The sequence below is a fragment of the Corynebacterium silvaticum genome (assembly GCF_002162115.2).
GTDB classification, from domain to species: Bacteria; Actinomycetota; Actinomycetes; order Mycobacteriales; family Mycobacteriaceae; genus Corynebacterium; species Corynebacterium silvaticum.
This window is the reverse complement of sequence record NZ_CP021417.2, coordinates 1,213,977-1,238,811: the sequence shown is the minus strand read 5'-3', so window position 1 is coordinate 1,238,811 and position 24,835 is coordinate 1,213,977. Positions and strand designations below refer to the sequence as shown.

Sequence of the window (24,835 nt, the reverse complement as noted above, 5' to 3'; positions counted from 1 at the left end):
TCTTTCTATTCCCTTTTCAGGGCACCTACCTGGGCAAAAACAACTATACAGAACAACCGTAATCCGACAACATAGCCCGGTTGTCGTCGACCTGTGGTTTTAGCCTAGATTGGCATAGTAAGGAAACTTACCTAGCGGACGGTTTCAGGCGCGTTTGAACTTTGGACACGGCAGGCTTGTTAAAGCTCCGTCAACGTTCATCGCAGAACATGAGGCGTGGACATGGGTTAACCATCAGCTGAGCAGATAGAACAACCAACGCTGTTCTCCACTAACGGTCAGCACATTTAAGGAGCACGCACGATGCCAGAATGGATTGAGTTTTCCGTCACGCCCGGATTTTGGGATGACCGGCATCGAATGAGGCAAACTATCGATACTCCCGATGGACGATCATCGCTACTGTGCTCGCTACGGAAACACTAATCACGACGATGGACCCGTACTATCCAATTGAGTCCGCCTGTTTCCAGCTCTCATCGGACACACAGCTCCTCCTCGTCAATGACGGTGATTGGCGGCATCCGCAACCTATCTGCAACGCGACACCGCGCTGCTGCAAATCCGGCGCAATACCAAAGGCATCGTGGACACTGCTCGCCAGCAGATCCAGCTTCGTCATAACAAGCGTGTCTCCTGCACGGCATGCCGCAATCGCCTGCCCAAGACCGGGGCACTGGGTGTTGCGGCCAGAGCCTCCATGATCAAAATAGATTCGCCCCGCCTCCACGCCATAGGTAGCAAGCTGTTCTCGTTGAACCTGTAGATCTTGCTTCTCCGTGGACGCATGCGCATATCCGATAAGCATGACATTCACCCTTACTTCTTCGCGGTGCGACTAACTAAACGGACGCAAGTTTTTGGTTAACCAATGCGTTCAGCGAAATTCCCTCTGCCTTGGCAGCAATAGCCAACCGCCGATGCAGCGACGGAGACGTGCGCACATTGAACTTCCCCGAGTAACGACGACTACCCAATGGCATAGGAACCACCTCACCGGAGGCTTCCATATCTTCGACAACCTCAGCGACAAGATCAAGCAAACCGCGCTCGGCCTGTTGCCGGTCTGCATCCAACCACGACAATGATGGGAACTCAGCCACGGTTGCCACGTACTCTTGGTCTTCTTCCGACCAGGAGACTTGATAGGTGTACTTGTTAATGTCCATGCCGGCTACTCCGTTTCCTTCTTGTGTGCGCCTAGTTTTTCAATCGCTTCGAGAACTTGATTGACCTGATACGGCTTGGCGTTGCCATTCGCGTTTTTGAATATTGTCACGAGGATCGCCCAGCCACGGGGTCTTGTAGGTACGATGCGACGTCTTCTTTGACTTGCGGCTTTCAAAGTAGTGATCGCAGACTCTTTCCAAATCGGCAAACCTCACGTTCTTCGGTGCCCACTTCATTGACCGCACGATGTCGCCAATACTTTTCCCACATCAAAGTAGTACCATATGCAGTACTACTGAAAATTTTGACCACACCAGCTTGATAACGCCCGGCAAAGGTGGCCGGTTAAGGGTCCCATAGTGGCCATGTTTTACGCCGAGACAAACGCCGGCTTAGCTAATAATGGGAGTTCGGGGCTTTTCTCACGATGATACAAACCGATGTTTAACGGTCGCCAATTGTCCCCGTCTAGATGCATGGGTTATTAATGGTGGACACCACCGTGCCCCCGAAGGCAACCCCATATAAAACACTCCTTTACAAAAAACGGGAGCAGCATGGCGGTATATATACCAGTTACTTTAAATCTTAGTTTTTTAACGTAACTCCAATTACATAACCCCTACTACAGCGGACGCACGGTATGAACCGTTCAGACAAAACCTGGAACGATTTTGTCTGAATATGCGGTACGGTAGATCCGACTCTTCATGTGGTAGTTCCCGTAGGAATGATGGAGGCAGCAAGTGCCACTCGAGTATTTTGCGGTAGTTCTCCTTGTGCCAGATCAAGAAACTTCTCTTGCTTATTGACGTTTACCGGAAAACAGCAACCAGAATATTAGCACCTCCAAAGGAATACAGAACACAGAAAGCGTCTCTGGAATTTCTCAGTACCTCGCCAACAAAATCTGCCGTGAATACGGCGCCCGACCTCGTGTGGGGAATCAAAAAAGCCAAGAAAGACCAGGAGGAGCTGCCTCTGACGGCCTAAAAACAGCAAAAAATAGGCTCCTACACCAATAGGAACCTAATTTTCTCTCCTCAAAAAGAATCGCGCATTGCACGCCACTAAGAAGGTGGACCAGAGAAGAAGAATCCGAATGCGATAGTGATAATAATCGCCGGCGCTAGCACCGATAGCAATGCGGCGATATACAAGTCATACTTCTTTGTTTTATATGCAAGATAGCAGTTAAACACAAATAGAAGCTAGAGTTATACAGGTAATAACCACTGTGGGCCACCACAACTGCTTGCCAATAATCCAAAATAGATAACTAACAATAAAGGCAGCAACCATTGCACCCCACCCTAATAAACGGGGGGATTTCATTTGTGCCAAATCGCGATTCACCGACTTATTTAGCCCCATTTTCATGTCCTTCGTCAGAGACGACACTGTTAAAAACCAGAATATCGGCTTTCATTACACATTACGACCATGCCATCTAGGCACAACTACGATAGCTGCTTCAAGGTACGTTCGAGGCCATCCAGAATACTGACCTCTAATCTGACGCGACTTGTTGACAAACTCACGGTCGCAATCACACACCGGACGCTTAATATTCAAGCAATGATCGTGTCCCATACATGCTCGATCCAGTGGATTAATTGGGTCACCAGGACCAAGAGTTGTTCTTACCACAATTCGCTGCAGCCCGTTCTGTATCGAATCGTTGCGAACCATCAGGGCTGGTTACTAGATACTCGTCGAGAGTAGATAACTATTAAAGCTAATAGAACAACTATCACAGCAACCATTGGGTGTGGCAAGACATATCGACCTCCCCCTAGCCCACTCTCCTACTCCTCATCATTAATCCAAGGGCTGGCAGAACAAATAAAATATTGCCAGCAACCATGCAACTTATCATCACGGTTGCGCTTGCATGATCTGCGATGATTCCCAAGAAAAATGCCCCGCACGGGATGAGTGCACGATCTGTTTGGGAAATCCCGCTAAAAAGTCCCCTATGCACGTCTGGTGCTAGTACCAACGTGGCAACTCGGTTTGTTGTTCGATACAGCTGGCCAATAAGCCCAATACTCCCAATGAGCAAAAGGTTAAGCCAAGCGATGTTTCCGGTAGAAAGCGACGTCGCAAGTCCAGCAAGCGGGATGGACAGGAGAACAGCGCTATAAAAAGCCACTATCGCCGCAGGTTTTTTGATCCATCTCTTTATAACTAGCGCACCCAAAACGGCTCCGATGCCAGCAGCTCCCGCCATAAGTGCAACGCCATATTCTGCGTCGTCTGTGAAGGCTGAATGCGCTATAACGGGAAGCATCGCGGTATAAGGGAAAACAAAAAGCATCGGACCTGCGGCTAGGATAAGTTGTGCGCCAAGAGCTGGCTGTTTACGGATTTCTGCCCGAATAATCGCTAGGGTCTTCGTGTTTTTCTGTGGGGAAGCCTGTTTTCCAGATTCTTCGTCCACAGCGATGTCTTTCACTGCGACGTCGGAACTGTGCTTTCGGTTTGTTCCCCAAGCAGACATCTTTATGGCGATGACAGCAGCGATGCCGTACAACACCGCGCTTAGAGCAATGGCGAGAGCGACTCCACCAATCGCCATAAAAAGGCCCGACACTGCTGGTCCGATTGCAAGCGAGAGAGTTAAGACCAGCGACAGCGATGACATATTCGACATAAACGTTGTGTCCTCGCTCAGCTTGGTTAAGACCACATTTCTAATAGCTGGCTCAGCAGACGTTATTAATGCGCGAATAGCCACAACACCGCACACAAGCCACACTATGTGCCCGGTGCTTAAAACCGAGGTGCGCGCCGCTACTAAAATTAGCCCAGCTATGAGTAACGTGGCTGCGCTGCCGATAAAAAGCACAAACGCAAGCAATTGGGTGGGATCTTTCTTATCAGACATGGCTCCTAACTTGGGAGCAGCCAAAATCAGAGGAAATAACCTGGCAAAAGTGATAAGACCGACCAGCGTGGATGACCCTGTGGCATGAAAAACCCACCAGTTGAGTGCTACGAGCTCAGCGGAGCTTGCTACTCGAGAAAGCAATGCTTGGCCTATGAGCAGTCGAACACCATTCGGTTTATCATCTCCACGCATCAATAGTTTACGCATTGTCACGCAGTGGGTTTGTCACATCAATGTATATATCCGTTCCTGTTTTATTCATCCCCATGGATAAAAACCCTTTGCGTCGCATAGCTTCTCGACGCAACCATTGGGCATCGTTCTCCGGAAGCGGGCATGGTAGAGCATCGATAAAGCAGTCTATTTCCGCACGCACTATTTCCCATACGTCATCACTATCAACCTCGTGTAGGTGAGCAATCTCGGTGACAAAGCCATCCAGATTCCCAAAAACAGAGGCATAGAACCCCTTGTTGATGAATTCTTCATAATCATCTGTCAGGGTTATTGCATTGGGTTCAAATGGGTTTTGTTCGCACCATTGATTAAGCCTTGGTAGGTACGCGCGCAATCCAGAGAAATCTCTTAACAAGAGACCTCGATAAACAGGGGCTCCATCCACAAAAGCGATACGAACCATCGTGTTTTGCAAATGCTGTTCTAGGGCAATCCCCCGGAAACACATAAGGCCCAATACTGTGCTCATAAGGTCAAAGGTGTATCTGCGCAGAAAGTCCAAGCCGAGTTCCTGCAGCGGGCTTACCAGTATTCCCTCGTGCCCACGTAAGACACATGCGCTTATCGCGATTTCGCCGTCTTCTAGGTAGTTGGCGGCGTCGTCGCGTAGCAAAATAGATAAGCCACGCCTGGCAGCTTCATCTGTACTTCCAATGCTCCTGGCCAATGTAACTCCTGCTAGCTCAGGGATAACCTTGACGCGTCGAGAAGCACCCATGTTTTCCTGCACATAGGCAACCGCATTTTTCACGAGTTCGGCAACTCGTGGTGTCCCTAGCGCGCTATTTTGTGAAATAGAACGTCGCGTTGATGTGAGTACAACGTCGACCGCACACTTAATAAAAGGCCGTTGCCCTAGTACTGACGGCGCATGCGGGATAGCCGTGCGCAAAGAGATGGTGGGACGCACAGCCAGCGTCACATGGGGAATGATTACTATTAATCCAGCATGAATCTCCTGCTTATACGCCTCTGAGATCACGTGTTCCCATTGCCAAGGATGAACAGGAATGATCTCAAATTCATGCGGATTATGCCCCATCCTGCACAGTTCTTGCACTGCGGCATCAACATGGTTGGCAAAATGACGGGTGAAAAAAGCATGAAACCCCTCTGCTGCAGAAGTCTCCACTAGATCACGACGCACTGCTAATAGCCGTAAATCTACTGTGGAATAGGACTCGGGGCCATAGGCTACGGACTCTTCCGTGGAGAATCCTCGCCGAAGTTTTGCCAACGGATGCACATTGTGTCCGCTAATTCCTAGCGAGTCGGCAGCAACCATTGCCTCGTGTGACGGCAGTTCCTGGAGCATAGTCCATAGACTCCGGCTGTGCCTTCCTATGTGGTGCTCCACGTGAGTCCGAACGAGTGAGAGGTTCTCCGCCGCGTTCCTTATATCTTCTGCTAACGCCGTGAGGTCTTCCGGTGAAAGGCCTTCATCTTTAGCAGCAGCTTTCACGCGGTTGAGTACACGCGTTTCAGCCCATTTCCTGTTCCGCTCAATTTTTCTGCGTAGATATTGCTGCTCCAAAAAGTCTTTGTGTTCCAAGGGGTTGTGAGCAAACACATATTCCTGTTCTGTCACGGCACCGGAAAGACGCATTCCTAGTACTCGCTTAACCGGTAATTCACTGCCTAAAAAGCGCCCATAAACAAGTGACAGGTGCTGGTTCATGGGGGTTTCCATGGATGACTCTGATCCAAACTTAGCCGCACGGCTGCGCCAGTATTCACATGCAAGCAAGTATGCAAGCTTAGTAGAGATGCTTTTTACCTGCTGTTTTTCTAAAGAAAGACAGTCCAGGAGGTTCCGGTACAGATTAGCGACCAGCGGATAGAACACTTTATCCACAAGCCGCAACGCATCCTTTTCACTCAGCGCAGTACCGGCAACCTCATCAATAATGCCGCGTCCCATACTATGCTCGGCTAACGGCCCCTGAGACCACAGTCGGCAGCCTCCCAGATCTCGCACAAATACCTTGTGTGGCATGCCATCTCGCAATACCACAACAACATTTTGTGGGTGTGGCTCAAGCGCGATTCCCCAGCGCCCCAGCAAAGCAGAAGCCGGCACAAACAGCAATCGGCCTAGCGCAGTAAACCATTCCTCAATAAATTCTGTCGTTTCTCCGTAAGAACCGTGGGATAGTTCTTCAACTAACTCTTTGAATACATAGTTGCCGGTCAGTGGGTTTCGCGACATCAGCGTTGCGACGGGCAAAGCCACATCGCCAGAGCGCACATTCCGTGCAGGATCTTCTCGGAGTATCGCCCCCAAGCAATGCGATCGAATTCCGGTGTTTGCGTCCCATCGAACCGCGGCTTTATCTCGCACAAGGTTGAATCCGGGTTCATCTTCTAGAGTGCGAGGAACAAAGCCTGAATCCAGCGCCATAATTGAATCAACCACAGAAGAAATCAGCGGCGCTTTTACCGCACCTTCAGAAATACCTCGGACAGCCCCTGTAAGCTGCACTTCCAATGCGAGTTTGATATGGGCCGACCCTACCCCATCGCTTACGCGCACAGTCCGAACAGACATAAGAGGTTCAGCTGAAATAGTTGTATGGAGTAGACGCACTACACCGTCTGAAATTTCTTGAGAAAATTCTTTCTTAATCACCGATTGCCACTGAAATGGATGAACAGGGATGACTTCTTGGTCTTCTCTCCCCTCCTTTAGAAGCTCAGCTTCTAACATGCGAGAGAACTGTGGAAGTAGGTTAGCTAGTTCCTCGCGCATGCCCACCCCTGTGGCTACAACATATTCTTGAGGAACAGCCACAAACCGTAATTCATACGATTCGATCTGCTCAGGAAGGACGTCCTGCCAGGCTTCTCCTACGCCCAAGGAAGTCTTTGCAGCGGGGTGAGTTGGGTGCCCATCACACACTAATTGTTCACATCTAGCCAATAATGCAGATGAATCAGCCACCGGACATCGCTGTAGCATCGCCGCAACGAGTGTAGAAAAGGGGGTCTGCTCCAGACTGCTACGTGCTTCCGAGGAAAGCTCTTCGTGTTTTTCCTTCCAACGAGAAGAAATCCCAGCTCGAGCCCGTGCAAGCCCCGTTATTCCGTCTTCAATTTCTGCGCATGCCCGATCAAGGTTGGTTGCGTCTACGGCGAGTGCCTCTGATTCTGCCAGGTGGCGTAGCAGTTGTGCAGGAGAATCGCTCTGCAGAGATTGTGTCCTCGAGTCCTCTAGAACGGTCTCGTCACAAAGCAATTTTTCCTGTTGAAGCGCAGTAATCAGTCTCTGACGAATATCCTCCTCGGAGGCCTGGATAAACACAGAGAAATCTTTAAAGTGGCTAATTTTTTCAAATTTACTATTCGACATAGTAGCCAAGGCTACCTTTAGTCACTTGTTAATTCCATAGGCAATGGGAAGCTTTCTTCCAGTTTCTGGATCTGTCACCATAAGCGTCGAGATGTTAAAAGCCTTCTTAATCAGGGATGAATTCAAAGTGGACTCCGTCGGTCCTTGCTCAAGAATTTTTCCTTCCTTCATCACCACAACATGGTCAGAAAACTTAGCCGCATGTGCCATATCGTGGACCACCATCACGACAGTCCGCCCCTGTTTATTCAAAGACGTGACCAGATCCAAGATAGCCAACTGATGTGCAGGATCTAGAAACGTGGTGGGCTCATCAAGCAGCATGATAGAGGTTTCCTGCGCCAGAGTCATCGCAATCCACATGCGTTGTTTTTGTCCCCCAGACAATTCCATTGCAGAATGCCCCAGGAAATCATCAACGCTGGTAAGCCTGGCAGCCTCATCGATAGCTCGCTGATCTGATTCGCTTAAAGAAGCAAAGGCACCTGTATACGGATAACGCCCAAAAGCAATAAGCTCACGCACCGTCATGCCTTCAGGAACGACCGGTTGCTGAGGCAAAAAAGAGACTTGACGTGCAAAATCGCGGGCAGAGAAGGTGTCAAGGCCACGGTCCCCTAATGTGACTTGCCCCTGTTCGCTTTTTAATTGGTTTCCTAGCAGTTTGAGCAGAGTCGATTTACCACAGCCATTAGGGCCAATCAACGCAGTAATTTTCCCAGCGGGAATCGTCACCGAAACGTCTTTTATTATATGTTCTCCGCCATATCCCGCTGATACTCCTCTGCAAGCAAGCTGGGGCTCGTTAATGACGCATGCGTTATCGTTTTTCCGGTCAAACATTATTTCCCCTGAACTCTTGTCACGTTGAGAACCAGATAGATGAAATATGGTGCCCCAGCGATTGCGATGAGCGCTCCCACCGGGATCTCCGTCGGCGCGAAGGCCCATCGCCCCACCGCATCGGCTCCCACAACAATGGCTGCTCCTGCTAAGGCAGCAACTGGCACTTGTCTAGCCAAAGACTGCCCTACAAGTAATTTTGCGGCATGTGGGACGATGAGCCCCACAAAGCCAAGGACCCCTGCAGCCGCTACCGACGCAGCGCCACAGAGCACCGCAATCCCCATAGCTCCCAGGCGTAAAACCCGTACATGTGCTCCGATACTTTTCATTGTGGAATCATCCAGTGCCAAAGCATTGAAATGACGAGCCAGCACCATGACCACGATAAAGCTAGCAATAATAACTGGGGCAACCGTCATGGCATCACTCATCGTGCGCGCATACAAAGATCCTTTTAACCAGGTCATTGCTGCCCCTGCTTCAGGAGCCGCCCTGACTAGAAGCAGCTGCGTTACGGCAGCAAGGCCCACAGAAACCGCAACTCCAGTCAAAGCTAAGCGAGCTGGATCGATACTGGCTTTACCTGCCGCAGCAAAGACAAGGATGGCACCAAACAAAGAACCAAGAAAAGCAATCGGAGTGAGAAAAGCAGCTGGAAGCGTACTAAACCCCAGAAGAGCTAAAACAGCAAGTAATCCCCCACCGGCAGTAATGCCTAAAGTATCGGGTGCTGCAAGAGGATTGCGTAAGCCTGTTTGCAGCAAACACCCTGAGATAGCCATACCAATCCCAGCCAGCATTCCTACAACAACCCGTGGCATCCGGTATTTCCAATAGAGGTCTTCACCGGCAAGAACACCCGTTACAACATCAATAAGTGGTTTTTGCACAGCCCCGATCGCCATTCCGATAATGCACGCAAAAACCAGTAAGGCACTGCACGTAAACACAACAGTGGCAAACTTTTTGTGCGAATACCGTGGATTTTTATGGGAATTTTTCAAGACTAATTCTTTATTTCTTTTCATGGGGTTACCTTGACTTTCCTGTAGATCCCATACGCCGAATACCCCATAGCAGCAGCGGTACACCAGCAATCCCCGTCAGAATACCCACCGGAGTCTCTGCTGGAGCCCATAATTGTTGCCCTATCGTATCCGCCACCAGCAGCACCGTCGCTCCCACGCATGCCGCGGAGATGAGTACAAATCGATGTGTTCTCCCACATACTCGTTGCGCAATCACCGCTGCTAAAAGACCCAAAAAGCCAATTGGTCCAGCTGCGGCCACGCATGTCGCAGTAAGAATCACGGCGGAAACAACAACCCATTTTCTTACCAAAGCTGGGTTTGCCCCGATCGCTCTACTAACAGAATCGCCGGTGCTCAACGCATCCAATGCTCTTCCCGCTGCAAATAGGATTGGTAATAGAACAGCGACCGCTATGATCACGGGGATAAGGTCGGGCAACCGGATGCCACCAAGGCGCCCGTTAAGCCATGCCAGAACCGTGGTCAATTGAGCTTCATCCAAAACTAAGAAGATTGAAGTCATTGCGCTAAACACTGCGGAAACGGCAATTCCTAATAAAACCATTTTTTGGATTGCATTTGTTCCAGACAAATCCGGATTTCTTCCACGCAGGCTAAGCACCAGCGTGATACTAGAGGCCACTGCTGCTCCGGCAAGAGCACCGGGCAGCACATATACGCCGGTAGATGAGCCGGTGATAAAGCTTGATGCCACTGCGCCGAAGGCAGCACCTGCGTTAACTCCCGTGATATGTGGATCAGCAAGAGGGTTCGATGTCGCAGTTCGTAGTAGTACCCCAGCTGTTCCTAGCGCAGCGCCGATAAATAGTGCACTCAATAAGCGATCACGCGTTCCCAACCAGATCTCTTGATACAACCATGGCGCATCTTTTGGGGCCTCGACCTGCAGTAATTTCCACGAAGATAAGGCTCCGATGATAAGAATGCAGGCAAACACGCATATAGCCAAGGAGGCTCCCTTTTTTAGCGAGCCTCCTGTCTGTTTCTTCTGATACGCAAGCACGGCTAGGAATTAATAATCTGATCCAGCATTGCTTCTGCAGCCAATGGGCCGCGCGACCGTGACCACGTATCCTGTTCAACATCCACGATATTATGAACAACCCCAGCATAAGGGCTGGCGCGGAAGCCCTCGATATCGTTATACAAATACATCACGTCAAGCTTCATTTCAGGCAATTTGTCACCAGTCAGTTCTGCTACGTCAGTCTTGGACTCAATCGCAGATTTTTGCCCATCAAAACCATAGTCGTATCCAGCAGCAGTTAAGAGAGATCCGGGGAAGGATTCTTTTACCCATGTATAAAGCGTATTTTTGGACCATCCGATAAGAGCAGTGCGGGTACCGGGTTCCACTTTATTTTTAGCCGCTCCGATTTTAGATTCGATTCGGCTCCGAACTTCTGCGGCTTTGTCCTCTTTTCCTAGCTTTTTCGCAATGCTGTCCATGGAGTCAAGCACATCGATATAGCTCGTGTCCTGGTAAGCCTCAGTGGGAGCAATATTTTTTAGCTGCTCCATAATCCCTGCTTGGCGCGTGGGACTCGCGAGGATAAGGTCAGGTTCGAGGGATTGGATAACTTCTAAATTTGGCTGCTTAGCTTGTCCTACCGATGTGGCGTCTCCCAATTTTCCTTTAAGGGTTTGGGGTTCTTTTGACTTACCTATTTCCACTATTCCCACTGGTTGCACTCCAAGAGCGTAGAGGATTTCCTCATATCGCCAGTCCAGCGCAACGACCCGTTTTTGCGACGTCTTTTGTGCGTCTTGAGAACCTTCTGCGTTGGAATTCGTGCTGTTGGTCGTAGAACATCCTGCCAAGATCAATGCGGCAATAGTCATCATCGCTGCAGCTGCAATAAGTAGGGTATTCCGCCGAGACATACTCAAGAAATTAGGTTTGCTTTGCATATCCTAATACTGCAATGTCTGTGTCCTTTAAGCAAAATTATTTTTCACACTGCCACGAAGAAGCTTTCCTGCCATCCTGAGTGTTCCTGGTGAGAGCCCTTCGTCTCCACCAGGAACACTAAAAACCTCTTATGGCATTCGCTGTGCGCGCATCCACGTAGTAAGCGCGGCACGGGCGTCTTTAGCACTTAGCTGAGGGAGATAACATTGGGAAACAGCCAGGCCGATCGTTGGCAAAGCCAGCTCGTCGTCGTAACACAGATACCAGGCTTGATGCTCCGGATGGAACTTATATTTCGATGCTGCCAAGGACCTAAACCCGTACAACGGCTCAATAGCTTCGCCGGCTTTGTTCAACGTCGCGTCGAGAAGCGTGGGCATTGTTTGACCCGATGGCGGAGCAAGAGGAGCTCCGGAAAGGGAAATCCACGAACAGCCGAGTTCTTTCGCTTTGATCAGCGCTTCGGCCAACAAAAACTCAATGACAGGCCGGAATCCGTTGGCGTCGCGACGCATGAAATCCAAGGTGTAGCCGGCAAGAACGCCATTCTCGCGAACAGGAAGCCAGCTTGTTACTCCGTGCACATGGCCGTTTTCATCGACGGCAACAAGCAACTTGGTCTCAGAATCTTTGAGCTCTTCCAGGGTTCCAAGGGTGAATCCCATCTCAGGCAGGGCTTTTTCCGACACCCATTCCTCAGAAAGCACCACAATCCTGTTTTGCAGCTCGGGTGAGGCCTCCGACCAGGAGGTCCAGACCGTGCTAATCCCCTCTTTGCCAGCTCGATTGCGTGCGGTACGGATATTTTGGAACTTTTTACCTTTAAACTCGGTGTTGGTGGTTTGCAAGACAGATTCCTCTGCAACGTGCAGCTTTCTAAAGCCATCAACCCGGATTTCCTCGGCGAATTCTTCACGAGTGGAATACCAGGCGACCCGCCATCCACGCCCAGACGCGTACGCCTTGAATTCTCGTGCCACAGCCAAGCGGTCTTTCTGTTCCAAGACCACCGGCTCACCCAGCGTCACAGCAACACCTTTTACCAGTCTAAAAGCAACAAAACCGCGTGGAAGCTGTTCAGTGGCTGAGGCATCCTCGGCCACAGCCACATCATCTTGTGTCTGAGGTTCAGCAAACCAGAAGCTATTACCGTCCCACATACTCATCCAAGACAGATGATCGCCAGAGCCCTTGCGTAAGATCTTGCGCGCTGTGCTGATATCCGATGCACCATGGCCGGTCGCGGGGATACTCATAATGAGCCTGTAGAGAGCAAACAGGGCCACCATCCAGAACACCGCGCCCACCCATTGATAGAGAATCCACGCAAGTTGGCTTTCTGGATACAACACGTGCTCCAGTACCAAAGCTAGAGCCGGAGGCAGGTACCTACTGGGTAGTTCATAGAAGGCATAGAGCAGCGAATCCAAAGAACTAAAGCTGTCTGCCAAATAGTAAACGCCAATTACCCATATCAGGGCTGTGATCACGAATGTGGCCAAGATCAACGAAACATTTCGCACGACGTCTTTGCGTTCCACGCTGACAAAGAACAACCGACGGCTAACGCCAAGGGCCAACAACGTAATCAGCCAAGGCAGCATGACCTCAAAGAAGTTGACTGTGAAAATTATTGAATTGCCACGCTCATCGGTAATTGCCATGAGCTGAACTGCAATCGCAAGAATCGACAAGCACTGCAGCACAAGGGAAAGGCCCCACGCTACTCGACGTCCACGAATCAGCCCAATGCAGAAGATCAGCTGTGCGATAACTGGGACCAAATTAGCAAAAATAGCCGCAAAACCTGTTTGACGAACCAACGTCAGTGCGTCTATGCATTCCGGTGATGAGTAGTCAGGTGAACAAATCTCCGCGGCGTCCGCTGAGGAAATTTGCGGCTGCCACATCAAACTAGTCACTGCAGAAAACGGACCATTGGCATGGGGGTTAAACGCAACGACAACAGGACCCAACGCCACGCTCATACAGAGCACTGCTACCAGGATGCGGGATTCCCTCAGTGAGGGGCGTCGAAAAGCTACTTTTATCTTGTGGTACTTTCTTCCCCCGAGCTGAACGGCCCCGACAATAGTGCCGACGACGGTAGCAACCGTTGCTACTGAATCAGTCAAAGTTCCGGAGAACAGCACCAAGGTAAAGGACAAAGAAAACAGCATCAACCGAAGTCGCCGTCGCCACAGCGTAGACATCGAGGAAGACGCGACAGCAGCAGTGCCAAAAATCCACCCCGTGGGGCTCAGTAATGTCTCATTGAGCAGATCATTGCCCCATTGATTAAGCCCTAAAGTCTCAATAAATCGAGCGCTGAGCACGCCTAAAGGAATAGAAATCCCATTCATTACCCCAGCAGCTACCAGGAATCGAATCGACCCAAGAACAATCTCAGCGGGAACAGCTAAAAAGAGAACCCCGAGAGTCGCCAACACTGCGGACTGGTGTGACCCCACGGTAAGACCAGCGGTAAGAAGATGCCAAGATGGCAGTTTCTCCGAGGAGTTCAACCCAAGTACGTCCCGCGGGTGATCAATGCTTGCGTAGAGAATCCATAAAAGAGCAAGCAGCAAAAATGAGATCGGAACTCGCGTGATAATGCTTTTTCCAGAGGAAACTATAGGGAAAAGTATCCGTCGAATCGACGTGATAGGAAGCCACGCAACCCGCGTTGTAGTCAGATAATTACGCACTATCCTCGTGGATAGTTTCGCAGAAGTCGTGCTGAGTTCAGCATTAACCTCACCAGCTTCTTTTGTGTCTTCGTTGGTACGTTCTGTGGTTATACCCGTGATTGATGGCACTAGCTAAGGCCTCCTCGTTGAGCAATCCAATCAAAATGTTGCGCAATGGCATTTCGCCATGTCTTAAAGTCATGGCCGCCTTCCACTGTAAAATACTCCGTCTTCATCCCGGCTTTCATAGCAAGATCGTTAAGATGCATCAGCTCTTTTTGCGCTAGTAGATCTCCTTGACCAGCCACAAAGCACCCGGGGATTCCGTCGTAGCGCTTGGTGGTCAACAGCTGCGCGGGATTCACCGCTTGGAAAGCAGCCTCATTGCCTCCAAAGAATTGTTTAACGGTATCCCCATGGTTACCAACGGTCGGCTCCGCTTGCCCAGACATATTAAGAAATGCACCATAAGAATCCGGGTGATTGGTCATGATCTGCAGGCTGCACGTTCCGCCATAGCTTAATCCGCCAACAGTCCACGTCCGTTGGTCTTCATTGACCCTAAATTTTTGTTTAATCAGTGCTGGCACATCTTTGCTCATATACGTCATCACTTTATGCTGCGGACCATCCACGCAAATAGGATTTCCGGTGAATGTAGCGGTGCCATCGACGCTGATCACAATAGGAGATACGCCCCCATGGGTCTTTTGATAATGATCTGCAACTCTTCCGACTTGCCCCGATTCAAACCAATCTGAAGGCTGACCTGGATTCCCCGCCATCAGAACCAAAACCGGAAGACGTGTCTCTGGCTGAGACCAATACGCCGGAGGAACATAAGCTATGGCGTCTCGCGCCGGGAAACCTGAGCTAGTCCCGGCCAGAGGAACAGTCACGATCGCTCCTGTTTCCCCTGAGCTATCCGACGGCGCCCGCCGCGTGGCGTTGAACTCATCAAAGCTCATTTCTTTTGCCACAGGTTTTGGATTGAGTGAAGCCACATCTGGGTATGTTTGATAATGAATATTTGTCACTCCTACAGCGCACACTGCCGCGATCAGAACAGCTAGAGCTGTAGCGATTCGCGTACCGGAATGCGTAAGGGTGCAGAGAAACACGAAAATAACGAGACCCCAGGCTATGTATACGTTCGTGAGAACAGCGTCTGGGAAAGGCTTCCATACAACTTCAATAAAGTATTTGCTCACGATCACAACGAGAACTGAGGTCACAGCCCATATCATCGAAACGACCAGAATTCGTTTCGATTTAAGGCCTCTCAGGACCACCCAAAGCGCAATAACGCCACACCCATAAATCAACCAGCTCACGGGCGGATCTGTGAGGCTTATGTCTTTAAGAAATTGCATACAGAGATCTCAATCATCCTCAGGCTTAAAGCAAGCCTTATCTAGGCTTTCAGAACGAACTAACACTACACCGCTTTTATTAAATATATGCACCGGAAAACACATGTTCCCACTACATATCCCACGTAATCGAGTGCGCTTATTCACAAATATCAAACTGTGGTGTGAGCGAAAGAGCTTCAACGGACCATTATTTTATAGGCAACACCCCAGTCACCCACTACGATAAGTAAGCGATGTGCGAAAACCAATCTAGCTTCCGAAGCTCACATACCGTGTCTCAGGCCTTTGTCCCGCCGCCCAACGCACCTCCCGTTTCCCAACGAGATACTCCCAAATTTCATAGCAACGAGCACCGTAATCTTTCCGCTCGTGCATTTAAATCAGGGGCATACGATTACCACAAAGCTCGCCCCTCCTACCCTGCCCAAGTTCTTGACCTGTTAGAGGTTTCTGCCAACGCAAAGCTTCTCGACGTAGGCTGCGGTACAGGTAAGCTCACCGAACAGCTTAAAGAGCGCGGTCACCACGTCTTTGCCCTTGATCCCAGCGGAGACATGGTACGAACTCTGCGCAGTCATCTTGAGGTCCCTGCTTGGATTGCTACCGCGGAGCAGACCTCCGCAGCAAGTGGCGCTTTTGATGCAATCACGTGCGCTCAGACGTGGCATTGGCTCGATGCAGCCCTCGCTTCCAAAGAATTCGATAGGGTTACGAGCACATCGGGCCAGGTATTACTTGTTTGGAATACCTTAGATGTCTCTATCCCCTGGGTTCACCGGTTATCCCGCATTATGCACTCTGGAGACACTCTGAAAGAGGGATTCATCCCTACTTTTTACGATCCCTGGTTTATCTCAAAAGAAGTGCGGCTCAGATGGTCTCATCCCATGACCACTACGTCTATTCATCTGCTTACGCATACTCGCTCTTATTGGCTCAGATCTTCAGAAAAAACCCGAGAGAAAGTAACCGCCAATCTTTCCTGGTACCTCAACGAGCATCTTGGGTTTTCAGATACAGATCTCATAGAACTCCCATACCGGTGCGATGCCTTTGTGTTGTCCAAAAAACGTAGGTGACACAAGCGCAGTTTTCCCTATAAATAAAGAAAGTCCAGCACCACGTAGTTCAAGCGTGGTGCTGGACTTTTGCACTAAGCAATGCGTTTTTACGCTGTTTAGAGCAAAATCTGGGCCAAGATCGTACCGACTACGCAGGACGTAATCACGCAGATAAAACCTGGAATGATAAACGAGTGGTTGATCACGAACTTACCGATACGCGTGGTGCCTGTCTTATCAAATCCGATACAAGCGAGATCCGACGGATAGGTGGGCAAGATAAAGTAGCCGTAAGCAGCACCGATAAAACCAATGACAGTTTCCGGGCTCACACCTAGCTTCAAGCCAAGCGGAACAATAGCTACGATTGCCGCGCCTTGAGAGTTGACCAGTTTAGAGACAATCAGCAGAACAACCGCATACGCCCAGGCATGATTTTGTACAACGCCGCTGAGTCCATCAACAAGTTTGTCTAGGTGTGCTTGGAAGAACGTATCGGCCATCCACGCCACGCCAAATACCGAGAAGACTGCAGTCATACCGGCTTTAAATACAGTCGTCGAAGCAACCTTTCCAGCGTCTGCCTTGCAGAACAACATGATGCAGGCGCCCGCAACAAGCATGATCATCTGGATGACCAGGTTCATCGACAGTGCTTTCAAATCACCGTTCTTATCCGGGAAGCTCGGGCGTAGCCACTCAGCAGCTCCCAAAATCACCACAAGAACGATCGCGGCTAGGAAGATGTATGTGGCCCGATAAGCACTTGGCTCAAATTTCTGCCCGATAAGCGAATGTGAATCGCCATACACTGCTTCTTTGAAAGCGGGATCTTTGAGGCGTTCCTGGAACTCCTCGTCCTTGTCCAAGTCCTTGCCACGACGCAAAGACCACAGTGCAGCGACAAGAACACCGCTTAACGACGCAGGTAGCGCAACGGCAAGAATCTGAGGGATGGAAAACGCGGCGCCTGTCACTCCCGCATTTTCAGCGAGAATTGACGCAAGAGACACCATAGCTACAGACACTGGCGATGCAGTGATGCCCATCTGCGCTGCGGTAGAAGAAACCGCCATTGGGCGCTCTGGGCGGATGTTCGTCTTCACTGCGATGTCTTCAATAATCGGGAACATCGTGTACACAACATGTCCCGTTCCGCATAAAACGGTCAGGGTCCACGTGGTGATTGGCGCCAAAATCGTAATGCGCTCAGGATGTTTACGCAAGATTCGCTCAGCAAACTGCATCATTACATCCAGGCCCTTTGCCTGCTGCAACGTCGCTGCACATCCAATCACAGCGATGATCGTCAGCATCACAGATACCGGCGGATCTCCAGGCTTAAGACCAAAGACGAACGTCAGAATAAGAAGACCGATACCTGAAATTAGGCCTAGCCCCATACCACCATACCGTGTTCCCAGCACGAGGCAGGCGAGAATGAGGATTACTTGGATACTAGTGGCAAACCCCGACATCGGATCGAGGATTGTTGCGAGCATGGATGCTCCTTTCAGCGAAGAACAGGCTAGTTTTGTCCCCCAAGGAGACTCTCACTCGTTGTCGATCACAGCTTAAAACGCGTCAGAATACGTCATAAAACCGATAGATAGAGACATATTTCACTCTATTGCGATTTTGCAATACCGCGTCCAAGCACCCGATGCCAGTCATAAAAAAACGCCGCAAGTACCTGCAAAAATATCTACAAAAAGCCATATTTCCAAAAGAAAAAACAGCACGGCATGCTATTTTGACCAATCAAAATTATGCAAATTATTCATCTGGCACATTATCAATACCCCCGCTTTGAGGTATGCAATATTGTGATAGAATAAAAATATGAGGCTATATCTCGCAAGGAGAATATAGCCTCATATTTGAGCTACAGCAGTGTTATTTTTGAGATCGCCTCTCGCGCACCCTAACTGCAATCTTTACCGGAGTTCCCTCAAAACCAAATGACTCTCGGAATTTACGTTCCAGATAACGGCGATAACCGGCATCCAAGAATCCGGTTGTAAACAGCACAATCGTCGGAGGTTGAGTAGTGGCCTGGGTAGCAAACAAGACGCGAGGGACTCGACCACCCTTCATTGGCGGAGGATTCTGCGCAATAGTCGCACGCAACCAGGTGTTGAGCTGGCCGGTACTTACTCGTTTATCCCAGTTTTCAAGAGCCTCAAGCATATAAGGCTCTAGTCTTTGCAAAGCACGACCGGTTTTCGCAGAAATATTAACGCGCTTTACCCATGGGATATGAGCCAGTTGTTGATCGATTTCTCGATCCAACTCCCACCGACGATCCTCGTCCATCAAATCCCATTTATTAAAGACCAGCACTAAAGCTTTGCCAGATTCAAGGATCATTGCCAAAACCCGCTGATCTTGCTCTGATACCGGCTCGGAGGAGTCAATCATGAATACGCAGACCTCTGCAGCATCAATGACGCCACGGGTACGCAACGACGCATAGTACTCATGTCCCTGAGCATTCTTAACTTTTTTGCGGAGACCAGCAGTATCAATAAACTTCCATAGCTTCTGGTCTAACTGCACCAGCGAATCAACGGGGTCCACGGTGGTTCCGGAAACATTGTCTACCACCGAGCGGTCTTCACCAGAGATCTTGTTAAGCAAGGAGGACTTACCAACATTCGGTTTGCCTACCAACGCGACACGACGTGGCCCTTCCACAATCGAAGCCGACCTAGGTTCTTCTGGGAACGCAGCCAGCACTTGTTCTAGGACATCAGCGCCACCACGACCATGCTGCGCGGACACCGGCCATGGGTCTCCTAGGCCCAAAGCATAGAACTCTGCCATATCCGCATACTGGCTATCAGAATCGAATTTATTGGCTACGAGAAGAACCGGAACCTCAGCACGTTGCAGTTTACGAGCCATCACAGAGTCAGTCTCTGTGATGCCAACCTTGGTGTCTACCACCATAATGATGACGTCAGCCGTAGCCATGGCGACTTCGGCCTGTCGAGCGATCGCTCCGTGGATACCTTTTACGTTGGGATCCCACCCGCCGGTGTCCTGAACCCAGAATCGCTGACCTCCCCAGTCCGCCAGGTAGGAGACTCGGTCTCGGGTAACCCCCGGAAAATCCTCGACGACTGCTTCTCGACGTCCCAGGAAGCGGTTGACCAGGGAAGATTTTCCTACGTTCGGGCGTCCGACGATGGCAACAGTACAGAGACAGAGGTTCTCGCGAGTAATACCTTCAGCATCAATGCCAAAGCTCCGCTCGAGTTCTTCCCAGTCTTCCTCATCGTAATCTTCTCCGAAATCAGGCTCGGCAAACTCAGATTCGTCAAAAACGAAGTTTCCTGATTCATCCGTTGAGAATTCAAAGCTGTAGTCGTTTTGATCAAAATCGGAAGCTGCGTAGCCACCACCCGGGACCACTACGTCTTCTTCAGCGAAAACCTCAGCCGCATCCATCTCTCCATGTGGAGTGTGATAGACAAACGTTGTCTCATTATTTTCTTCTTGAGAAATGCGTTTATCGCTCATTGGAATTCCTTTCAGAAGAGCGTTCGATGAGCGTGACTAATGTTTCGATCACTTGCTCAAGGGAAAGTTCAGAAGAGTCTACAATCACTGCGTCGGTAGCCGGTCGAAGAGGATCGACGGCACGGGTTGAATCGATATAATCCCGTTTTTTTACGTCTTCTAAGACATCTTCAAAATTGACTTCGCAGCCGGCGGCTCGATCCTGTTCAAAGCGCCGAGTAGCCCGCACTTCTGGAGAAGCGGTAAGAAAAATCTTTGCGGGTGCATCTACTAAAACATTCGTGCCGATATCGCGCCCATCAAGGATGCAGCGTCGTGCAGCGGAAGCTAAACGACGTTGCAACGCAACCAAATTAGTACGCACGGCAGGATTGGCCGAAACCGCAGAAACATTCCGGGTAACTTCAACGCCACGGATCTCCGAAGCAACGTCCTCCCCATCGAGCATGACGCTGCGCGAGGCAGGGTCATCATTGATCGTCAAAGGAAGTTTTTCAGTCACTTTCGCCACTGCCTCATGATCATTCGGGTCAATCTTCTGACGCAAAACATGCAGCGTGGCCACACGATACATGGCGCCAGTGTCTAAATACTGAGCCCCGAGTCTAGCCGCAATCGCACGGCATACCGTTGATTTTCCGGCGCCGGATGGGCCGTCGATAGCAACGATCAGCCCGTTCTCCGGCATATTAGAAAGCTGTTTATCCATCAAGTTTTACATCCCTACAGCTTTATAAAGGCTCGCAAGCTCGTTACTGTTAAGTGCACGCACTACGCCTGGCGTTTGTTCACCCAATTGAATGGTATGGATCTTGGTTCGCACGAGCCTCTCTACCGGGAAACCAGCTGTTTTTAGCATCCGGCGAACAATATGCTTCCGACCTTCATGTAGCTCGATACGGATAAGGGACTTGCCCTGATGAGTGTCCACGATCTGCACAAAATCAGCCTTTGCGGGGCCGTCGTCTAGCTCAATGCCATCACGCAGTTGCTTTAACAGGCGCTTGTCGGCCTCACCTAGCACGGTAGCCAAATAGGTTTTGGCCACTTCATACTTGGGATGCATCAGGCGGTTAGCCAGTTCTCCGTCATTGGTAAGAAGCAGAAGTCCTTCTGTCGCGGCGTCGAGACGACCCACATGGAACAGGCGCTGACCAGCAGCGATCCTTTCACCCACGATGTCACCAACGCATGGTCGTCCCATGTCGTCGCTCATAGTAGATTGCAAACCGCGTGGCTTATTGAGCACAAAGTACTGCATGTCCTCATTAACGTTGATGCGAACGCCATCAACCCTAATGATGTCCGCATTAGGGTTCACACGAACACCTTGGGTCAACACGATCTTTCCGTTGACCTCAACGCGACCAGAGTCGATGAGGATTTCTGCATGACGGCGCGAAGCTACGCCAGCTTGTGCAAGAACCTTCTGCAGACGAACGCCTTCTCCGGTTGCGCTTCCGGAATCACGTTGCTCAACATTTTGCCGTTTAGCCGGGCGAGCATTGGACAGAAGCATTTCTGAGGGGCGCTCTTTCTTTTGCTTCTGTGGGCGCGCCTTTTTCGTGGTTTCTACCGGTTTATTATTCCGGCGAAAACCATAAGAGTCGTGAGTGTTCTCCCCGGTACGAAAAGTTTCAGAGCCTCGAGTGCGTCCCCCTTGGGCAGCGCGATTGCCGTTTGTTCGGCTGCTTGTTTCTGTGCGCTTGGGGCCTTCGCCACGCCTGCCGCGGTTGTCTTCGCGGCCCCGACGGGCTCTATCCGGTGTGCCATCTCGGCGAGCGGTTCGTGTCACGATACGTCCTATCGTTAGAAATTGTATGCGGTTATAAAGCACTGGCCACCTTAGCCGAATAACTCAAGACTAGCTAATTTTGGCTTTGGCCTGAAGCGCTAAAGAAGCTCATCAATACTGTCTATATCGGGAAGAAGAGGCGCTAATTCTGGTAAGCGGTCCAGGGAATCAATACCTAGAAGCTCTAGGAAGAGCTCCGTTGTCTCATAATGGTGAGCATTACCGGCTTCAGCAGTCTCACCCATATCAACTTCCCTAATAAGCCCGCGTAATTGCAGAGTCCGCATTACGCCGTCCACGTTAACGCCTCGTACTGCCGCTACCTGAGCACGGGTCGCAGGTTGTCGATAAGCTACGACCGCCAGCGTTTCCAGCGCAGCTCGTGACAACCGCGACTGAGTTCCATCCAAGAGAAACTTCTCTACGACTTCCGCGTTTTCCCGAACAGAATATAATCGCCATCCTTCTTCAGACTCACGCAATTCCATTCCGCTGCCCCTATGACGAAATTCTGTAGATATCTCTTGAAGACTCTTCTGCACCATCTCAGAATCAACAGTGAGCGCCCGCGACAGAGCTTCCACGCTCACTGGGGAATCAACGACTAAAAGGATTGATTCGATGCGAGAACGCAGCTGAGGGATTAGCCCAAGTCCTCGGTGCGCTAAAGAAGCAGACGAAGCATCGTCTGTTCCAGTATTTTCCGAATATTCGGTGCTCATATCTGCCTCTTTTAATGGTTCAGTGGATGTCTTTATCAAGCAGGTGTCGCACCTGATCTTTTCTCTCCGCCGAATTAATCTGCCGCTGAATAATCCGACGGGAAAATCATACAAGCACGTGCAACCACCTAAACGTTCTGTTGTGAAAGCTTCGAGCGCAAGTCCGGCAGCCCAAGCGAGGAGACAACCTGGGCAAACTCTTCGGGAGACATTCTTCCTGCACCTTCCGGAAGACATGCCCACAAAGGCACGCCTGTCACGGCGCTCATCTCATCGAGGTTAAGTCGGATAGCTAAATCCGGTTGTGCAGGCAAGCTTCCGCCGATAAGCCCAGCAACATGCAATCCGCGACGTCGCGCTGCTTCAACAGTAAGTTCCGCCATGTTGAGAGATCCCAGACTAAGACTAGTAACTACAATGAGGGGTGCTCCTAATGCCACAGCCACATCGGCCAACGTGAGCTCATCAGCAAGTCGGACCAATAATCCGCCAGCGCCTTCTACGAGGACAAGCCGATGTGGCGCGTCGAGGTCTCTGATCTTGTCCACCAACACATCAAGGCCCAGTTGTTGCATCCCTGCTCGCTTAGCCGCAAGATTGGGCGCCAAAGGCTCTGGATAACGCACGAATTCAATTCCAGCAACACCGGCTAGTTTTTCCACGGTCGTTATGTCTCCGCTTCCCAGAGGTTCGCCGGTCTGAACTGGCTTGACGGGAACCACCTCGAAGCCCAAAGACGCTGCATGCAGGGCAAGAGCCGCAGTCGCGATGGTTTTTCCTACATCGGTATTTGTTCCTGTGATAGCTACGATAGGCATAATGCTCCAATTCTGCGAAAACTAAACGGGCACTTCTAAGCACACAAACGGCACTGTTCAGCACTGACCACGGCTGCAATGGCCTCGCAGATGCTACCGATGTGTTCATCTGTAGATATAAACGGAGGCATCGTATAGACCAGACGCCCGAATGGTCTCAGCCACACTCCTGCAGCGATTGCGGCTTCCGTGGCCAAACGCATATCCACTGGTTCTTTCATCTCCACCACTCCAATTGCGCCTAGTACGCGGACATCGGCAACGGCGGGAGATTCTTTCAGCGGCGAGAGCCCCTTAAGAAGTCCTTGCTCGATCTCTGGGACTCGTTTCCGCCATGTCCCCTCAATCACCAGTTCAAGTGCGGCAGAAGCAACTGAACAAGCCAAAGGATTAGCCATAAAAGTTGGCCCATGCATCAACGCACCCCCGCCACCTGGCGTGTTAATCGCTGCGGCAATCCGCTCTGTTGTGATCGTTGCTGCCAAGGACATAAAGCCCCCGGTAAGCGCCTTGCCAACGCACAAAATATCCGGGGTAGCGCCCGCACCCGTAGTGGCAAATATTTCCCCAGTCCGACCAAAGCCAGTGGCTATTTCATCGGCGATAAAAACCAGGTCATGCCTATCACAGATATCGCGAATACCTCGGATCAGAGATTCATCGTGGAAGCGCATTCCCCCAGCACCCTGCACTATAGGTTCAATAATAATCCCAGCTGTTGAGCTATTGACATGAGCTTCTAGGGTATCCAGATACTGCTCAACGCTGCTTCTCGACGCCCCACGCGTAGGAGGAGCTGGCGCAAAATCATTGGAAGCGACCCTATCTGCCCACATTGAGTGCATTCCTCCAGTGGGATCACACACGCTCATGGTTGCAAAAGTATCGCCATGGTAACCACCTCGCCAGGTGAGCAAACGATGACGTTCTGGGTGCCCGATACCTCGCTGGTATTGGTACGCCATCTTCATCGCCACTTCTACAGCGACAGACCCTGAGTCTGAAAAGAAGACTTTTTCTAACCCCTTATCTGTAACGCTCACCAGCTTCTGAGCGAGAGCGATTGCAGGCGAATGCGTGAGCCCGCCAAACATCACATGACTCATTGTCTCAATCTGTTGATGTGCCGCTTCCTTGAGCTTTGGGTGTCCATGCCCAAAAGCTGCTGCCCACCAGGAGCTCATGGCGTCGATAAGCGTAGAACCATCGCTTAGCGTGAGATAAACACCTTCTGTGGACGCAACAAGCTGCGGCGCTATAGGGGCTGGCATCGCACTATACGGATGCCAGATACGGTCTTGGTCAAAGTGAACTTGCTGCTCGAATGGATTCACAGTCCCACGTTTCTCGTCTGAATTTAGAGTTTTGAGAACAAAAATTAATTTTTTT

19 protein-coding genes and 1 pseudogene are annotated in these 24,835 nt (G+C 50.5%); 2 read left to right on the top strand and 18 right to left on the bottom strand.

Annotation, left to right across the window (positions count from 1 at the left end):
- Positions 1 to 136: 136 nt before the first annotated feature.
- Positions 137 to 250 (top strand): annotated as a pseudogene (locus tag CBE74_RS24815) (hypothetical protein); the annotation flags it as partial.
- Between the two features lie 195 nt (positions 251 to 445).
- Here CBE74_RS24815 and CBE74_RS18260 read toward each other — a convergent pair.
- From CBE74_RS18260 to CBE74_RS18210, 11 genes are all read right to left on the bottom strand, one after another.
- Complete coding sequence (locus CBE74_RS18260) at positions 446 to 808, bottom strand: recombinase family protein (RefSeq protein ID WP_087453926.1); 363 nt, start codon at positions 806 to 808, stop codon at positions 446 to 448.
- Positions 809 to 842: 34 nt separating this feature from the next.
- Positions 843 to 1,169, bottom strand: a complete 327-nt coding sequence (locus tag CBE74_RS18255) for a type II toxin-antitoxin system HicB family antitoxin (protein WP_087453925.1) — start codon at positions 1,167 to 1,169, stop codon at positions 843 to 845.
- Between the two features lie 39 nt (positions 1,170 to 1,208).
- Entirely contained in the window at positions 1,209 to 1,406 is a 198-nt protein-coding gene (locus CBE74_RS18250; RefSeq protein ID WP_310795461.1) for a hypothetical protein, read from the bottom strand.
- Positions 1,407 to 2,965: 1,559 nt separating this feature from the next.
- On the bottom strand, positions 2,966 to 4,270 hold the full coding sequence (locus CBE74_RS18245) for an MFS transporter (RefSeq protein ID WP_087454880.1): 1,305 nt from the start codon (positions 4,268 to 4,270) through the stop codon (positions 2,966 to 2,968).
- Complete coding sequence (locus CBE74_RS18240) at positions 4,263 to 7,649, bottom strand: IucA/IucC family protein (RefSeq protein ID WP_087453923.1); 3,387 nt, start codon at positions 7,647 to 7,649, stop codon at positions 4,263 to 4,265. The genes CBE74_RS18245 and CBE74_RS18240 overlap by 8 nt, the downstream gene beginning before the upstream one ends.
- A 21-nt stretch (positions 7,650 to 7,670) precedes the next feature.
- The gene (locus CBE74_RS18235; protein ID WP_087453922.1) at positions 7,671 to 8,492 is read right to left on the bottom strand and encodes an ABC transporter ATP-binding protein; all 822 of its coding nucleotides are present in this window, start codon (positions 8,490 to 8,492) and stop codon (positions 7,671 to 7,673) included.
- Positions 8,492 to 9,523 (bottom strand): FecCD family ABC transporter permease, encoded by a 1,032-nt coding sequence (locus tag CBE74_RS18230; protein WP_087453921.1) that lies wholly within the window; start codon positions 9,521 to 9,523, stop codon positions 8,492 to 8,494. The genes CBE74_RS18235 and CBE74_RS18230 overlap by 1 nt, the downstream gene beginning before the upstream one ends.
- 4 nt (positions 9,524 to 9,527) lie before the next feature.
- A complete protein-coding gene (locus tag CBE74_RS18225; protein WP_087454879.1) occupies positions 9,528 to 10,496 on the bottom strand; it encodes a FecCD family ABC transporter permease in 969 nt (322 codons plus the stop codon).
- Between the two features lie 56 nt (positions 10,497 to 10,552).
- A complete protein-coding gene (locus CBE74_RS18220; protein WP_375167321.1) occupies positions 10,553 to 11,431 on the bottom strand; it encodes an ABC transporter substrate-binding protein in 879 nt (292 codons plus the stop codon).
- A gap of 156 nt (positions 11,432 to 11,587) precedes the next feature.
- Entirely contained in the window at positions 11,588 to 14,278 is a 2,691-nt protein-coding gene (locus CBE74_RS18215; protein WP_087453919.1) for a bifunctional lysylphosphatidylglycerol flippase/synthetase MprF, read from the bottom strand.
- Positions 14,278 to 15,522 carry an alpha/beta hydrolase gene (locus tag CBE74_RS18210; RefSeq protein ID WP_087453918.1) on the bottom strand — a complete coding sequence of 415 codons (1,245 nt, stop codon included), beginning with the start codon at positions 15,520 to 15,522 and terminating at the stop codon, positions 14,278 to 14,280. Before CBE74_RS18210 ends, CBE74_RS18215 begins: the two co-directional genes overlap by 1 nt.
- Before the next feature lie 236 nt (positions 15,523 to 15,758).
- Between CBE74_RS18210 and CBE74_RS18205 the strand changes: the two genes are divergently transcribed.
- Positions 15,759 to 16,604 (top strand): class I SAM-dependent methyltransferase, encoded by an 846-nt coding sequence (locus CBE74_RS18205; protein WP_087453917.1) that lies wholly within the window; start codon positions 15,759 to 15,761, stop codon positions 16,602 to 16,604.
- Positions 16,605 to 16,702: 98 nt separating this feature from the next.
- On the opposite strand, the gene CBE74_RS18200 is transcribed toward CBE74_RS18205, so the two are convergent.
- The 7 genes from CBE74_RS18200 to CBE74_RS18170 all read right to left on the bottom strand — a co-directional run bounded on the left by CBE74_RS18200 (position 16,703) and on the right by CBE74_RS18170 (position 24,780).
- A complete protein-coding gene (locus CBE74_RS18200) occupies positions 16,703 to 18,088 on the bottom strand; it encodes an anaerobic C4-dicarboxylate transporter (protein ID WP_087453916.1) in 1,386 nt (461 codons plus the stop codon).
- A gap of 394 nt (positions 18,089 to 18,482) precedes the next feature.
- Complete coding sequence (gene der / locus CBE74_RS18195; RefSeq protein ID WP_087453915.1) at positions 18,483 to 20,111, bottom strand: ribosome biogenesis GTPase Der; 1,629 nt, start codon at positions 20,109 to 20,111, stop codon at positions 18,483 to 18,485.
- Positions 20,101 to 20,820, bottom strand: coding sequence for a (d)CMP kinase (gene cmk / locus CBE74_RS18190; protein WP_087453914.1), 720 nt, complete (start codon positions 20,818 to 20,820; stop codon positions 20,101 to 20,103). The genes der and cmk overlap by 11 nt, the downstream gene beginning before the upstream one ends.
- 6 nt (positions 20,821 to 20,826) lie before the next feature.
- The gene (locus tag CBE74_RS18185; protein WP_375167315.1) at positions 20,827 to 21,906 is read right to left on the bottom strand and encodes a pseudouridine synthase; all 1,080 of its coding nucleotides are present in this window, start codon (positions 21,904 to 21,906) and stop codon (positions 20,827 to 20,829) included.
- A gap of 98 nt (positions 21,907 to 22,004) precedes the next feature.
- Positions 22,005 to 22,628: an SMC-Scp complex subunit ScpB gene (gene scpB, locus CBE74_RS18180; RefSeq protein ID WP_087453911.1), complete on the bottom strand. Its 624-nt coding sequence runs from the start codon at positions 22,626 to 22,628 to the stop codon at positions 22,005 to 22,007.
- A 128-nt stretch (positions 22,629 to 22,756) separates the two neighbouring features.
- Entirely contained in the window at positions 22,757 to 23,446 is a 690-nt protein-coding gene (gene bioD, locus CBE74_RS18175; RefSeq protein WP_087453910.1) for a dethiobiotin synthase, read from the bottom strand.
- Positions 23,447 to 23,481: 35 nt separating this feature from the next.
- Positions 23,482 to 24,780, bottom strand: coding sequence for an adenosylmethionine--8-amino-7-oxononanoate transaminase (locus CBE74_RS18170; protein WP_087454878.1), 1,299 nt, complete (start codon positions 24,778 to 24,780; stop codon positions 23,482 to 23,484).
- Between the last annotated feature and the right edge of the window lie 55 nt (positions 24,781 to 24,835).